Below are 13,811 nucleotides of genomic sequence, written 5' to 3' on the forward strand. Positions count from 1 at the left end.
CTTCTGTTCCGCCCACGTCCCCCTGCGGAGGGCCCATGGCCACCACGATCCTCGCGCCGCCGCCGGAGGGCAGTGGCCTCAAACCGGTACGCGGGCATCCCGGCATCCCGTTCGTCGGCAACACGCTCCAGGTCATGCGGCAGCCGTTCAAGGTGGCCCGCAAGCGGTACGAGGAGTTCGGGCCGGTCACGTGGGGCTGGCTGCTCGGGCAGCGGACGGTGACCGTCCAGGGTCCGGAGGCGGCCGAGGCGGTGCTGGTCAACCGGGACAAGGCGTTCGCCAACGGCCCGGCGTGGAGCTACTTCATCGGGCCGTTCTTCTACCGCGGCATCATGCTCCTGGACTTCGAGGAGCATCTGCACCACCGGCGCATCATGCAGCAGGCGTTCACGCAGAAGCGGCTGCGGTCGTACATGGAGGCGATGGCGCCGGGCATCGCGAGCGGTATCGCGGCGTGGGAGCCGGGCCAGGGCTTCAAGGTGTACGACCACGTCAAGCAGCTGACGCTCGACCTGGCGACCGATGTCTTCATGGGCGTCGAGCTGGACCGCGCCGAGGCCGACCGGGTCAACGGCGCGTTCATCGACGCGGTGCGCGCGGGCACCGCCTACGTGCGCTTTCCGGTGCCGGGCCTGCGCTGGCACAAGGGCGTCCAGGCCCGCAAGGTGCTGGAGGAGTTCTTCCGGCGGCACCTGCCCGCCAAGCGCCGCGACGGCGGCGACGACCTGTTCGCCGCGCTCTGCCAGGCCGAGACCGACGACGGCCACCGGTTCACCGACGAGGACGTCGTCAACCACATGATCTTCGCGCTGATGGCGGCGCACGACACCACCACCATCACGCTGACGACGATGGCGTACTACCTCGCCAAGCACCCCGAATGGCAGGAGCGGCTGCGGGACGAGTCGCTGGCGCTCGGCAAGCCCGTCCTGGAGTTCGGTGACCTGGACGCGCTGCCGTCGGCGGACCTGGTGATGAAGGAGGCACTGCGGCTGCTGCCGCCGGTGCCCGCGCTGCCCCGCCGGGTCGTCAAGGACACCTCGATCCTCGGCTACCACATCCCCGCCGGATCGACCGTGGTCGTCCCGCAGCTCACCAACCACCAGATGCCCGAATGGTGGCCGGACCCGGAGACGTTCGACCCGGAGCGCTTCGCCCCGGACCGCCGCGAGGACAAGGTGCACAAGTACGCGTGGTCGCCGTTCGGCGGCGGCGCCCACAAGTGCATCGGGCTGCACTTCGCCGGGATGCAGGTGAAGGGCATCCTGCACCAGGTCCTGCTGAACTACCGGTGGAGCGTCCCCGGCCGGTACGAGTGGCCGCTGGACACCACCTCGCTCCCCTCGCCCAAGGACGGGCTGCCCGTACGACTCGACCGACTGGAGAACACCCGATGAGCAAGGTCATAGCGATCACCGGAGCGGCCCGGGGCATCGGCCTGGCCACCGCTCGCGCGTTGAAGGCCAAGGGCGCGACCGTGGTGATCGGCGACATCGACGAGGCCGCCGCCAAGGAGGCGGGCGGCAGGCTGGGCGCCGCCGCGTTCCCGGTGGACGTCACCTCGCGCGAGTCGTTCACCGCCTTCCTGGCCGCGGCCGAGGAGGCGGCGGGACCGCTGGACGTGCTGATCAACAACGCCGGCATCATGCCGATCGGCCCGGTGACCGGCGAGAGCGACGCCGACGCGCGGCGCTGCCTGGACATCAACGTGCACGGCGTCATGCTCGGCACCAAGCTCGCCCTGGAGCGGATGCTGCCGCGCGGCGGCGGCCACATCATCAACATCGCGTCCCTGGCCGGCGTGCTCTACACCCCCGGCCTGGCCCTCTACAACGCCAGCAAGGCGGCCGTGATCGGGTTCACCGAGGCGACCCGGCTGGAGGTCCAGGACCGCGGCGTGCACGTCAGCGCCGTGCTGCCGACGTTCACCAACACCGACCTGGTCGCCGGTACCGCGAGCCCCAAGGGCCAGAAGAACGCCGAGCCCGAGGACATCGCCGCCGCCGTGGTGGAACTGATCGGAAGGCCACGGCCGCAGATGGTCGTCCCGCGCAAGCTGGGCCGCCAGGTGCGGATCAGCGGGCTGCTCCCCGAGAAGGTCCGGCAGTCCATGTCGCGCAAGCTCGGCCTGGACAAGATCTTCCTGGAGTACGACCCGGAGGCCCGCAAGGCCTACGACGCCCGCATCCGCGGATGAGCGTGGACCTGCTGGCCCGGCTCTCGGACGGCGGCGCGGATCCGGACGGTCTCGACACCCGGATCCTGGACGCGGCGCTGGCGGAGTTCGAGACGTACGGGCTGCGGCGGGTCAGCGTCGAGGACGTCGCCAAGCGCGGCGGCGTCGCCCGTACCACCATCTACCGGCGGTTCGGCAACAAGGACCAGCTGCTCCAGGCGGTGATCCTGCGCGAGTGCCGGCGGTTCCTCGGGGCGATCTCGGCCGCCACCGAGGGGCTGCCGACCGCCGAGGACGCCGTGGTCGAGGGCTTCGTCGCCGGGCTGCGCGGAGCCCGGACGCACCCGCTGATGACCCGCGTGCTGGAGAGCGAGCCCGAGGCGTTCCTGCCGCAGCTCAGCATGAACGGCGGCGCCGTGATGCTCGCCGCCCGCGACATCCTGGCCGACAGGCTGCGCCGCGCCCGCCCCGGCGGCGGCGAGGACTACGCGACCGTCGCCGAGGTGATGCTGCGGGTGGCGGTCTCGGTCCTGCTGATCCCCGGCGGGGGGCTGGCCCTGGAGGACGAGGACGACATCCGCGCGTTCGCGCGCGACCACCTCACCCGCATGCTCCACCCTCCCCGCGAATAATCGATTGCCTGCCGGCCGGACACTGCCTACCGTTGGGGACACAAGGCGGGGTAGGGCAACTCGGTAGTCCGCCGGCCTCATAAGCCGGAGTTTGCAGGTTCGAATCCTGCCCCCGCAACCAGGTGACAGCGCCCGGGCCGCGATATCGCGGTCCGGGCGTTCCGCTTCCGGTGCCGGGTCGCTAGGCTCCTCATGTTCGAACGAGATTCTAGAACTGGAGGCGCGGCATGGAGACAGTCGTCCAGACGAGGTACGGCAAGGTCCGCGGATCCGCCCGGGACGGTGTGGCCGCGTACCTCGGCATCCCCTACGCCGCGCCGCCGTTCGGTGCCGACCGGTTCGGCCTGCCGCGCCCGCCGGAGCCGTGGGACGGGGTACGCGACGCCCTCGAGTTCGGGCCCACCGCGCCCAAGCCCGGCTATCCCAAGCCGTACGACATGCTGTTGCCCGACCCGGAGATCCCCGGGGAGGACTGCCTCAACCTCAACATCTGGACGCCCTTCTCGGGGGGGACAGGGGGGTCGTCCTCCCTGACGCCCGGGGGCGAGGGACGGCCGGTCATGGTGTGGATCCATGGCGGCGCGTTCCGCAACGGGTCGGGGGCGGTGAGCGTCTACAACGGCGCCAACTTCGCCCGCGACGGTGTCGTCTGCGTGACCGTGAACTACCGGCTGGGCGTCGAGGGTTTCGCGTACCTTCCCGGTGCCCCGTCCAACCGAGGTCTCCGCGACCAGATCGCCGCGCTCGAATGGGTCCGGCACAACATCGCCGCGTTCGGCGGCGACCCCGGCCAGGTGACGGTGTTCGGCGAGTCGGCGGGCGCCATGAGCGTGAGCACGCTGCTCTCCCTCGACCTCGGGCTCTTCCGGCGCGCCATCGCGCAGAGCGGCGCCGGCGCCATCGCCCAGACGACCGACGACGCCCTGCTGGTCACCAGGGAGATGGCGGCCAGGCTCGGTGTCGAGCCGACCGCCGAGGGGTTCGCCGCGATCGACCCGGCCGAGATCATCCCCGTGCAGTCGGCGGTGGCGGCGGAGATCTCGGCGCTGCCCGACCCGGGCCGCTGGGGCGCCACCACCGTGGCCTCCGGCATGGCCATGACGCCCGTCCTGGACGGCGACCTCTTCCCCCGCCGCGCCGAGGACGCCGTCGCGGCCGGTGCCGGCCGGGACGTCGACCTGCTCCTCGGCTACACCGCCGAGGAGTTCCGGCTCTTCCTGATGCCCACCGGGCTGGCCGCCGCGCTCACCGATGACCTGGTCGGCGCCGTCGCGGGCGGGATGGGCACGCCCGCCTCCGTGGTCGCCGCGTACCGCGAGAGCCACCCCGAGATGGACGCGGGCGAGCTGCTGGCCACGCTCATCACCGACGGCCTGTTCCGCATCCCGGCCAACCGGCTCGCCGAGAAGCACGCCGGGTCCTCCTGGATGTACGAGTTCGCGTGGCGCTCTCCCAACCACGACCTGGGGGCCTGCCACGCGCTGGAGCTGGCGTTCGTCTTCGACAACCTCGGCGTCGAGGGATCGGGCGAGATGTCCGGCCCCAACCCGCCGCAGGAGCTGGCCGACGCCATGCATCAGGCCTGGGTGAACTTCGCCGTGCACGGCGACCCGGGCTGGGACCGCTTCGACGCCGCCGGCCGCCACGTCAAGGTCTTCGACGCGGAGAAGAACCCGGTCGTCCAGGACCCGAGAGGCGCCGACCGCGCCGTCTGGCAGGTCTAGTCGGCCGGTGTTTATTCGGTAAGTATGCGCTCGGCCAGGTGTTCGGCGATGGCCAGCGACGAGGTGGCGGCCGGGGACGGGGCGTTGCGTACCGTCGTGATCGGCCCCAGCCGCCCGATCCGGAAGTCGTCGACCAGGGAACCGTCCGGGTCGACGGCCTGGGCCCGTACCCCGGCGGGCGCGGGCACCATGTCGGCGGCCCGGAGTTCCGGTACGAAGGCGCGCGCCTCCGCCAGGAACGCGCGCTTGACCGCCGAGCCGTACATCTCCTTGACGCCGGTCCGCCAGTGTCGCCGCGCCAGGTGCTTGAAGCCGGGCCAGCGCAGGGTCTCCCACAGCTCGGCGGGCCGGACGTCGCGGCGCCGGTAGCCCTCCCTGGCCAGCGCGAGCACCGCGTTCGGGCCGACGTCGACACCGCCGCCGACCCGCCGCGTGAAGTGCACCCCGAGGAACGGGTAGCGCGGGTCGGGCACCGGATAGATCAGGCCGCGGACGAGATCGTCCCGGCCCGGCACCAGCCGGTAGTACTCGCCGCGGAACGGCACGATCGCCGGGGCCGGGGCGTCGCCCGCCAGCCGGGCCACCCGGTCGGACTGCAGCCCCGCGCAGATCACCAGCCGGTCGAAGACCAGCTCGCCGGCCCTTTCGCCTGCGCCGGTACGGACCGTGACCGCGTCGCCCCTGCGGCCGATCGCGGTCACCTCGGCACCGAGCCTGATGGTGCCGCCCGCCGCGGTCACGTCATCGGCATAGGCGTGCGCGACGGCGGTGAAGTCGACGATCGCGGTCCGGGGCGAGTGCAGCGCGGCGATCCCGGCCGCGTGCGGCTCGATCTCCCGCAGCTCCTCGCCGGTCAGCCGCCGCAGGCCGGGCACGCCGTTGGCGGTGGCGCGCCGTTCGATCTCCTCCAGCGGCCCCAGCTCGGCGGCGTCGCGCGCCACCACGACCTTGCCGCACTCCTCGTACGGGAGGTGCCGTTCGGCGCAGTAGTCCTTGAGCAGGGCGATCCCGCGACGGCACAGCGTCGCCTTCAGGGAACCGGGCGCGTAGTACAGGCCCGCGTGCGCCACACCGCTGTTGTGGCCCGTCTGGTGGGCCGCCAGGCGGTCCTCCTTGTCGAGCACGGTCAGCTCGGCGTCCGGGCACAGCTCCGCCAGCCGCCGGGCGACGGCCAGCCCGAGGATCCCCGCGCCCACCACTCCGATCCGCATCCGCCGACCTTGACGTCCTCCCTGCCCTGAAGGGCGGGGATTCCAGCCTGCCTGTACCGCCTGGCGCGTGGTACGCATCAGGCGGCCCGGGGCTTCTGGTGGGTTCCTGCTTCGCGGACCCGTGCCACCGTGAACGGTGGTCTTACCGCGTCTCCACAGGCGTTTTGAGTCTCCGCCCCCGACCCCGTTCCAGGGGTGGTCTGTCGTCCGGCGGCGACTGTGATCGGTGTGTATCCGGTGAGGCGGCGGCCCTCCGCGCGCACGTTGGCCGAGGCGTTGATGTCCCGGTCGTGGACTGCTTGGCAGGCGGGGCAGGTCCATACCCGGATCTTCAACGGTTTGGGGCCGTCCCGGTGCCCGTAGGCCGAGCAGAGCTGGGAGGAGGGGAAGTTCCGGCCGACCCGGATGAACGTGCGGCCGTGCCGGGAGGCCTTGGATTCCAGCATGGCCAGGAACCGGCCCCATCCGGCGTCGTGGATGCTCTTGGCCAGGTTGCCTCGGGCGAGTCCCTTGATGTTCAGCGTCTCGGCGTACACCGCTTGGTTATCGCGGACGAGCCAGGTCGACAACTGATCGTGGAACTCGCGCCGGGCATCGGTGACCTTGGCGTGCTGGCGGGCCAGGGCGATCCGGGCCTTCTCCCGGTTCTTGCTGCCTTTCTCCTTGCGGGACAGGGCTTTTTGTAAGGTCTTGAGCCTGCGTTCCCGGCGCCGCAGCCACCGGGGGTTGGAGATCTTCGTGCCGTCCGACAGCACCGCGAAATGCCTCAGCCCCAGATCGATCCCCACCTCCCCGACCGTTTCCGGGAGAGGTTCAGGTTCGGTGCTGACGCAGAACGACGCGAAGTACCGGCCGCCCGCATCCTTGATCACAGTGACCGACGACGGGTCGGACGGCAGGTCGCGGGACCAGCGGACCTGCACGTCCCCGATCTTGGGAAGCCGCACTTTCCCGCCCGGGGTGATGGCGAAGCGGGCGTTGCGGGTGAACCGGACCGACTGGCGCCGGTCCTTGCGGGACCTGTACTTGGGGCGGCCCATCTTCGGGCCCTTGCGGGTCCCGTTGCGGGAGGCGAAGTAGTTGCGGTAGGCGGTGTTCAGGTCGGCCAGGGCCTGCTGCAACACCACGGCCGACACCCCACCCAGCCATTCGCGCTCCGGCCTGGTCTTCGCCTCGGTGATGACCAGGCGGGACAGGTCCTTGTCCAGGATGTAGGGCTCCCCGGCCCGGTAGGCCGCCTCCCGCAACGCCAGGGCGTCGTTGAACACCGCCCGCGCGCACCCGAACGCCTGAGCCAGCGCGATCCGCTGACCGGGACCGGGGTAGATGCGGAAGTTGTACCGGAGCTGCACACCACGATCCTACAGTTGGTTTATGGCATCATCACTCGAAGTGAGAACAGGCAGGCGACTGTGTTTTCGCTCTGCACGCCCACTTGGTTTTCGTGACCAAGTTCCGGCACCAGGTGTTCACCGGCACCCACCTGACCCGCCTGGAGGAGATCTTCCGGGACGTGTGCGCCGACTTCGAGGCCGAGCTGGTCGAGTTCAACGGCGAAACCGACCACGTCCACCTGCTGGTCGACTTCCCCCAAGGTCGCGATCTCCAAGCTGGTCAACTCCCTCAAGGGCGTCTCCTCACGCCGGATGCGGCAGGAGTTCCCCGAGCTCGAACGCCACTACCGGCGCGCCCGCCGGCTGTGGTCGGAGTCGTACTTCGCCGGGTCCGTCGGAGGTGCCCCGCTCACGATCGTCCGGCAATACATCGAGCAGCAGAACCGCCCCACCTGACCGCACGCCGCCCAGGTGCGGGGAAAGCACGCTCGCGCCCTAGCGGGCACTCCCGCGCGGGCCCTCACCCCCGGCCTGAAGGCCGCAGCAATGGCCCGCAAGCCGGTAGCGGACCAGGGATCAGCGCGCTAGCTGCCCAGGCGCTTGCGGCCCTGCGCGCGCACCCGGCGCCGCTGGGACGGGTCGAGCATCATGTAGAGCACGGCCGGAACGGCCATGACGCCGAGCACGATCAGGGCCAGCGTCCACCAGCCGAGGATGGACAGCAGCAGGAAACCGGCGACGCCGCCGATCACGAACTTCATCTGGGTCGACATTCTCTACCTCCGTGGGCCGCTCATAGTCCATGGGCCGCTCATAGAGAGAACGATCGCACGCGAGCGGTCGTTCCACGATATGTCGCGAGTCCACCGGAAGCCAGGCCGGGGCCACCCGTGGAGTCTGGCTAGGCCTGTCCCAAAGTGGCTCGGCCACCGCGCGAGCGCGTTACCTGGCCGGTGAGGCGATGCCGAAGGCGAGCCTCGCCGGCCAGATCGCGAAGCGATGCCGCGCTCGCACAAGAACCGGTCACGGTGCGAGCCGCCAGGCGAGCACCGTGGGCCGGGGCTTTGGAACAGAGCCGGGTCTGACTAAATGCGCAGCGAGAGTTGGCCGCCGCCGAGGGTGCGGAGGACCTCGGCGTGGAGGCGGCCGTTGGTGCAGACGACGCTGCCGCCGTCAGGGCCGGGGACGCCGGACAGGTCGGTGAACATCCCGCCGGCCTCCTCCACGATCACCTGGAGGGCGGCCAGGTCCCACAGCGACACCTCGGGCTCGGCGGAGACGTCCACCGCCCCCTCGGCCACCATCATGTGGGACCAGAAGTCGCCGAACGCCCGGGTCCGCCACACCGAACGGGTCAGGTCGAGGAACCGGTCGAGCCGGTCCTGCTCCTCCCAGCCGCTGAGGCTGGAGAACGAGAGCGAGGCGTCCGCCAGGTCGGTGACCGACGACACCTGCATCCGGGTGGCCCGCGACAGGCTCCGGCCCGTCCAGGCACCGCCGCCGCGCGCCGCCCACCAGCGCCGGTTCAGCGCGGGCGCCGACGCCAGCCCGACCACGACCTCGTCGTCCTCCATCAGCGCGATCAGCGTGGCCCACACCGGGACGCCGCGGACGAAGTTCTTGGTGGCGTCGATCGGGTCGATGATCCAGCAGCGCTGGCTGAACCCGGACCGACCGTACTCCTCGCCGATCACGGCGTCCCGCGGCCTGGCCCGCTTCAGCGTGCCGCGGATCTGCTCCTCCACACTGCGGTCGGCATCACTGACCGGGGTCAGGTCCGGCTTGGTCTCGATGTCGAGATCGAGCGCGCGAAAGCGCTTGGTCGTGATGTCGTCGGCCCCGTCCGCCAGTACATGCGCGAGACGCAGGTCATCGGAATAGCCCGCCACGGCGTGCCACGCTATCGCGCTCACGCGGCGCACCGACACACTTACGGTCCCCCGATACCGCGCCCGCCGACGGGACGAGCCCCCCGGGTGCCGGGTAAGTGGGAGCATGGGCGCATGGCGCACGACCTTCCCGGGTGGGTGGCCGAGCTGACCGACCCACGCCGGGCCCGGACCCTCGATGAACTCGCCGACCGGCTCGTCCCGCTGGCCGAGCACTCCATCGACGTGTCGCGGCGGCTGCAGGCCCTGCTCAACGAGCTGAACGACCCGTTCAAGAAGGAGGCCCTCCACGACCGGGTGGACCGGCTGAAGGACCGTTCGAGCGAGGCCCTGGACGAGGTCACCGCGGAGATCACCGCCTCCGGCCGGGAACGGATCGAGCGGATCCGCGCCGGATGGCCCGAGCGGCTGGCCGACGGCGAGCGCAAGCGGCTGGACGGCGAGATCGTCGCGATGGTGGAACGGCACCGGCACGAGGCCGCGGGACGGGTCGCCGAGGCCACCTCCGCCGGTCTGGGCGAGGCCACGCAGCTCCTGCTGACCCGCGTGGAGGAGCTGGCCAAGGTGGTCACCGACCTGATCCACGACGTGCTGCCGCTGGCCCGCGAGGGGCTGACGCTGGCGAGCCGGATCTCGGCGCTGTCCGCCCGGTCCCGGCAGTCGGGCCGCGGTCCCGTCCCCGACGAACTGCGGGACGAGGGGGCCGAGGTCGCGCGCGAGTTCGACGAGGCGGTGGCGCGGCTGGAGCTGGAATGGGCCGCCCTCGGCGCCCGTTCGGCCACCGTACGGGCGGCGCTGCGCGGTGCGGAGGAGGCGGCGTTCAGCCAGGTCACGAACGCGATGACGCAGTGCGTCGAGGACCTGGCGCCCGCTCACGTCCAGGCGCTCAACCAGGTCGAGACCCGGGCACAGAGCCTGCTGGACGAGCTCACCTGACCGCCTGCGGGAAGCGCAGCAGCGACTCCGGATCGTAGGCGGCCTTGACCTTCACGAGCCGGTCGAGATTCCCGCCGTAGTAGGCGCGCCGCCAGTCGCGCAGGTCGGGATCGATGTAGTTGACGTAGGCGGCGCCGCCCAGATGAGGCTCCATGGCCCGATGCGTGGCGCGCAGCCAGCCGAGGTCGTCGCCGTTCGCGAGGTACTGGACGCAGAACAACGCGCGGCGGTGCGGGAACGCCGTGTCGGCCGGGCCGACCTTGCGGATCGCTCCGCCCATCGCGTCCATCAGCACCGAACGCCCGCTGACACCGCTCCCGCCGAACCGGCCGACCAGGGCGCCGATCCCGCCGTCGCTGAGAGGCATGTACGCGATGTGCGACTTGCCGGCGTAGTCGGTACGGGGAAAGCGCCCCTCGGGACGCTGCCCGGGCAGGTCGCCCTGGGCGTGGCACTCGTCGGCGGACTGCCCGGCGCACCCACCGGTGAACTTCATCGCCTCCAGGTACGAGCGGCGCTGCGAGTCGTCACCGGACGGGTCGCGCCCGATGGCGGCCACCAGCGGATCGAGATCGGGATCACCGGACGCGACGCCCGTGATGTCCACGGTCGGGGCCCCGTCCGAGGCGTTGATCTGCAGGCTCGTCCAGATCCCGTCCGGCGCGTCCGGGGCCCAGCGCTGCCAGCCCGCGATCGCCTCGGCGGCCCGCGACCAGGGATAGCGCAGCGAGAACGTGGTCAGCTCACCGGTCTCGAAGGTACGGAAGGCGAACTCCACGGCCACCCCGAAGTTGCCGCCCCCGCCGCCCCGGCAGGCCCAGAACAGTTCGGGGTCCCGGCGCGCGTCGCACTCGCGGATCCGGCCGTCGGCCGTGACGACCCGTACCGACTCCAGGAAGTCGCTGGTGAGGCCGTGCGCGCGGGACATCACCCCGAGCCCGCCGCCCAGCGTCAGCCCGGCCACGCCCACGGTCGGGCACGTACCGGCCGGAACGCCCGCCTTCGCGCCGGCCAGCCCGTCGTACAGATCGATGAGCCGCGCCCCGGCGCCGACCACCGCCCGCCCGCCGTCCGCCTTGACCGCGTTCATCGGCGAGACGTCGATGACCAGCCCGGTCCCGGTCGACCAGCCCGCGTAGTTGTGGCCGCCGCCGCGTACGGCGACCGGCATGCGCTTCAGCGTGGCGAACGCGACGCACTCGGCCACGTCCTCGGCGTTCTCGCAGTACGCGATTCCGGCGGGACGGATCCGGTCGTAGCGCGGGATGTAGAGCCTTCTGGCCCGGCCGTACGCGGCGTCACCGGGCCGGATCAGCCGCCCGCCCAGCCCCCGTTCCAGCGCGTTCCAGTCGGCCGGCCCGGTCGGGCGCTCCGAGGCCATGGCGCCTCCTGGAGTACGGCTCGCCGCGGGGGACCGGACCTCGCTGGAACACCCGGCGGCCGTGCCCGCCAGTGCCGCGAGGAACACCCGTCGCTCCATCCGCCCATGCCATCACAACCCGGGTGTCAAGGACGCCGGAACGTCCCGTTCGGCGGTCCTACTCGGGCTCGCCCTCGCGGCTGGAGAGGAGGCGGCGCAGGGATTCCAGGCGGGCCCGGCTGGCGCGGCCCTCCTCGACCCAGGCGTCCAGGCCGCAGGATTCCTGCAGGTGGTCGCAGTGCGGCGGGCAGCGCTCGGCGGACCCTTCGGCGAGGTCCTCGAACGCGTTGATCACGTTCTCGGGCTTCACGTGGGCCAGCCCGAAGCTGCGGACGCCGGGGGTGTCGATGATCCAGCCGTCGCCGCCCGGAAGCTCCAGCGCGATCGCGGACGAGGAGGTGTGCCGGCCCCGGCCGGTGACCGCGTTGACGTGGCTGACGGCGCGCTCGGCGTCGGGGACGAGCGTGTTGACCAGGGTGGACTTGCCCACGCCCGAGTGGCCCATCATGACGCTGATGCGCCCGCCGAGGTGGCCGCGCAGCTCGTCGCGGTCATCGTCGCGGCGGGTCACCACGTACGGGACGCCCAGCGGCGCGTACGCGGCGACCAGGTCGGTGGGGGAGGCCAGGTCGGCCTTGGTCAGGCACAGCAGCGGCTCCATGCCCGCGTCGTACGCGGCGACCAGGCAGCGGTCGATCATCCGGGGGCGGGGCTCGGGATCGGCCAGCGCGGTCACGATCACCAGCTGCTCCGCGTTCGCCACGATGATCCGCTCGAACGGGTCGCTGTCGTCGGCGGTCCGGCGCAGCGAGGACGAGCGCGGCTCCACCCGGACGATGCGGGCGAGCGTGTCGGGGCGGCCGGTCACGTCGCCGACCAGGGCGACCCGGTCGCCCACCACGACGCCCTTGCGGCCCAGCTCGCGGGCGCGCATCGCGGTGACGATCCGCGCCTCCGGGGTGCCCTCCTCGACCAGGCAGCGGTAGCGGCCGCGGTCCACGGCCGTGACGAAGCCGCCGACCGCGTCCTCGTGCGCGGGACGGATGCGGGTGCGCGGCCGGGAGCCGCGGCGCCCCGGCCGTACCCGGACGTCGTCTTCGTCGTAGTCGCGAACTCGGCGTGGCGGCAGTGGTCAGCCCTTTCCGGTCGGGGTCCGTGGCGCGAGCATCCCGCTCCACAGGTCGGTGAAGTCCGGGAGCGTCTTGCCCACGGTGGCGACGTTCTCCACCTCGATGCCCGGAACGGCCAGCCCGAGAACGGACGCGGCCATCACCATGCGGTGGTCGTCGTAGGTATGGAACACGCCGCCGTGCAGCGGGCGCGGGCGGATCTCCAGCCCGTCGGCCAGCTCCCGGGCGTCGCCGCCCAGCGCGTTGATCTCGTTGACCAGGGCGGCCAGCCGGTCGGTCTCGTGCCCGCGCAGGTGCGCGATGCCGGTCAGCCGGGAGGGCGTGCTCGCCAGAGCGGCAAGCGCCGCCAGCACGGGGGTCAGCTCGCCGACCTCGTGCAGGTCCGCTTCGAGGCCGGTGAACGTGCCGGTGCCGCGTACGGTCAGGCCGTCCGGCCCGTACGACACCTCGGCGCCCATCGCGGCCAGCAGCCCGCGCAGCGCGTCGCCCGGCTGGGTCGTCTTCGCCGGCCAGCCCGGGACCGTGACGCGGCCGGCGGTCACCAGCGCGGCGCCGAGGAACTCGGCGGAGTTGGACAGGTCGGGCTCGATCTCCCAGTCGCGGCCCCGGATCGGGCCGGGCGCCACCCGCCACACGTCGTCGCCCGTCTCGACGACCGCTCCGGCCTCGCGCAGCATCTGGACGGTCATCTCCAGATGCGGCGCCGACGGGACCGGCGGGCCCTCGTGCCGTACCTCCACGCCCTTGGCGAAGCGCGGCGCGGCCAGGAGCAGGCCGGACACGAGCTGCGAGGAACCGGACGCGTCGATCGTGACCGCGCCGCCCCGTACCGCGCCGGTGGCGTGCACGGTGAACGGCATCGCCTCGCGGCCGCCGTCGTCGATCTCGGCGCCGAGGTCGCGCAGGGCCGCGAGGATCGGGCCCATCGGCCGTTCCCGCGAGCGCGGGTCGCCGTCGATGGCCACCTCGCCCCTGGCCAGCGCGGCCACCGGGGGCAGGAACCGCATCACGGTGCCCGCCAGGCCCACGTCCAGCTGCGCGGGGCCGATCAGCTCGTTCGGGCTCACCCGCCAGGCGCCGTCGTCCTCGACGATCCCGACGCCGAGACCGCGCAGCGCGTCGGCCATCAGCAGCGTGTCCCGGCTGCGCAGCGGCCGTACGACCCGTCCCGGGCCGGTGGCCAGCGCGGCCAGGATCAGCGCCCGGTTGGTCATCGACTTGGAACCGGGCAACGGAACGGTGGCATCGACCGGTGCGGAGGCGACCGGCGCGAGCCAATGCGGCGAGGACATGCGTCCAGGTTATCGGGATCGCCTGTCCCGTTGACTCGTGGCGTGTTCGCCAGGTCGTAAACGCGGA

The 13,811-nt window shown here is 72.0% G+C and carries 12 protein-coding genes, 1 tRNA gene and 1 pseudogene; 7 read left to right on the forward strand and 7 right to left on the reverse strand.

Annotated elements, in window-relative coordinates; all coding sequences use genetic code 11:
- The first annotated feature begins 35 nt into the window (after positions 1–35).
- The 5 genes from ACH34Q_RS46175 (at position 36) to ACH34Q_RS46195 (ending at position 4,532) form a co-directional block, all read left to right on the forward strand.
- Positions 36–1,397: a cytochrome P450 gene (locus ACH34Q_RS46175; RefSeq protein ID WP_395989621.1), complete on the forward strand. Its 1,362-nt coding sequence runs from the start codon at positions 36–38 to the stop codon at positions 1,395–1,397.
- The gene (locus ACH34Q_RS46180; RefSeq protein ID WP_395989622.1) at positions 1,394–2,197 is read left to right on the forward strand and encodes an SDR family oxidoreductase; all 804 of its coding nucleotides are present in this window, start codon (positions 1,394–1,396) and stop codon (positions 2,195–2,197) included. Before ACH34Q_RS46175 ends, ACH34Q_RS46180 begins: the two co-directional genes overlap by 4 nt.
- Positions 2,194–2,808 (forward strand): TetR/AcrR family transcriptional regulator, encoded by a 615-nt coding sequence (locus tag ACH34Q_RS46185; protein WP_395989623.1) that lies wholly within the window; start codon positions 2,194–2,196, stop codon positions 2,806–2,808. The genes ACH34Q_RS46180 and ACH34Q_RS46185 overlap by 4 nt, the downstream gene beginning before the upstream one ends.
- 44 nt (positions 2,809–2,852) lie before the next feature.
- Positions 2,853–2,929 (forward strand) — tRNA-Met (locus ACH34Q_RS46190).
- A 106-nt stretch (positions 2,930–3,035) separates the two neighbouring features.
- On the forward strand, positions 3,036–4,532 hold the full coding sequence (locus ACH34Q_RS46195; protein WP_395989624.1) for a carboxylesterase/lipase family protein: 1,497 nt from the start codon (positions 3,036–3,038) through the stop codon (positions 4,530–4,532).
- Between the two features lie 11 nt (positions 4,533–4,543).
- Here ACH34Q_RS46195 and lhgO read toward each other — a convergent pair whose 3' ends face one another.
- The gene (gene lhgO / locus ACH34Q_RS46200) at positions 4,544–5,743 is read right to left on the reverse strand and encodes an L-2-hydroxyglutarate oxidase (protein ID WP_395989625.1); all 1,200 of its coding nucleotides are present in this window, start codon (positions 5,741–5,743) and stop codon (positions 4,544–4,546) included.
- A 77-nt stretch (positions 5,744–5,820) separates the two neighbouring features.
- On the reverse strand, positions 5,821–7,095 hold the full coding sequence (locus ACH34Q_RS46205; protein ID WP_395989626.1) for an RNA-guided endonuclease InsQ/TnpB family protein: 1,275 nt from the start codon (positions 7,093–7,095) through the stop codon (positions 5,821–5,823).
- 22 nt (positions 7,096–7,117) lie between these two features.
- Here ACH34Q_RS46205 and tnpA point away from each other — a divergent pair.
- Positions 7,118–7,533, forward strand: a pseudogene (gene tnpA, locus ACH34Q_RS46210) (IS200/IS605 family transposase).
- 128 nt (positions 7,534–7,661) lie between these two features.
- Here the strand turns inward: tnpA and ACH34Q_RS46215 are convergent.
- Positions 7,662–7,850: a hypothetical protein gene (locus tag ACH34Q_RS46215; protein WP_395989627.1), complete on the reverse strand. Its 189-nt coding sequence runs from the start codon at positions 7,848–7,850 to the stop codon at positions 7,662–7,664.
- A gap of 312 nt (positions 7,851–8,162) precedes the next feature.
- Complete coding sequence (gene hisN / locus ACH34Q_RS46220; RefSeq protein WP_395989631.1) at positions 8,163–8,966, reverse strand: histidinol-phosphatase; 804 nt, start codon at positions 8,964–8,966, stop codon at positions 8,163–8,165.
- Between the two features lie 114 nt (positions 8,967–9,080).
- On the opposite strand from hisN, the gene ACH34Q_RS46225 reads away from it, so the two are divergent.
- A complete protein-coding gene (locus ACH34Q_RS46225; RefSeq protein ID WP_395989628.1) occupies positions 9,081–9,902 on the forward strand; it encodes a hypothetical protein in 822 nt (273 codons plus the stop codon).
- Here ACH34Q_RS46225 and ACH34Q_RS46230 read toward each other — a convergent pair.
- The 3 genes from ACH34Q_RS46230 to aroA are packed head-to-tail and all read right to left on the reverse strand — an operon-like array spanning position 9,895 to position 13,744.
- The gene (locus ACH34Q_RS46230) at positions 9,895–11,382 is read right to left on the reverse strand and encodes an FAD-binding oxidoreductase (protein WP_395989629.1); all 1,488 of its coding nucleotides are present in this window, start codon (positions 11,380–11,382) and stop codon (positions 9,895–9,897) included. The genes ACH34Q_RS46225 and ACH34Q_RS46230 overlap by 8 nt on opposite strands.
- Positions 11,383–11,440: 58 nt before the next feature.
- Positions 11,441–12,451: a ribosome small subunit-dependent GTPase A gene (gene rsgA, locus ACH34Q_RS46235; protein ID WP_395989632.1), complete on the reverse strand. Its 1,011-nt coding sequence runs from the start codon at positions 12,449–12,451 to the stop codon at positions 11,441–11,443.
- Positions 12,452–12,454: 3 nt separating this feature from the next.
- Complete coding sequence (gene aroA / locus ACH34Q_RS46240) at positions 12,455–13,744, reverse strand: 3-phosphoshikimate 1-carboxyvinyltransferase (RefSeq protein WP_395989630.1); 1,290 nt, start codon at positions 13,742–13,744, stop codon at positions 12,455–12,457.
- Positions 13,745–13,811: the final 67 nt, after the last annotated feature.

Source organism: Actinomadura sp. 9N407, from assembly GCF_044326315.1.
GTDB lineage: Bacteria > Actinomycetota > Actinomycetes > Streptosporangiales > Streptosporangiaceae > Spirillospora.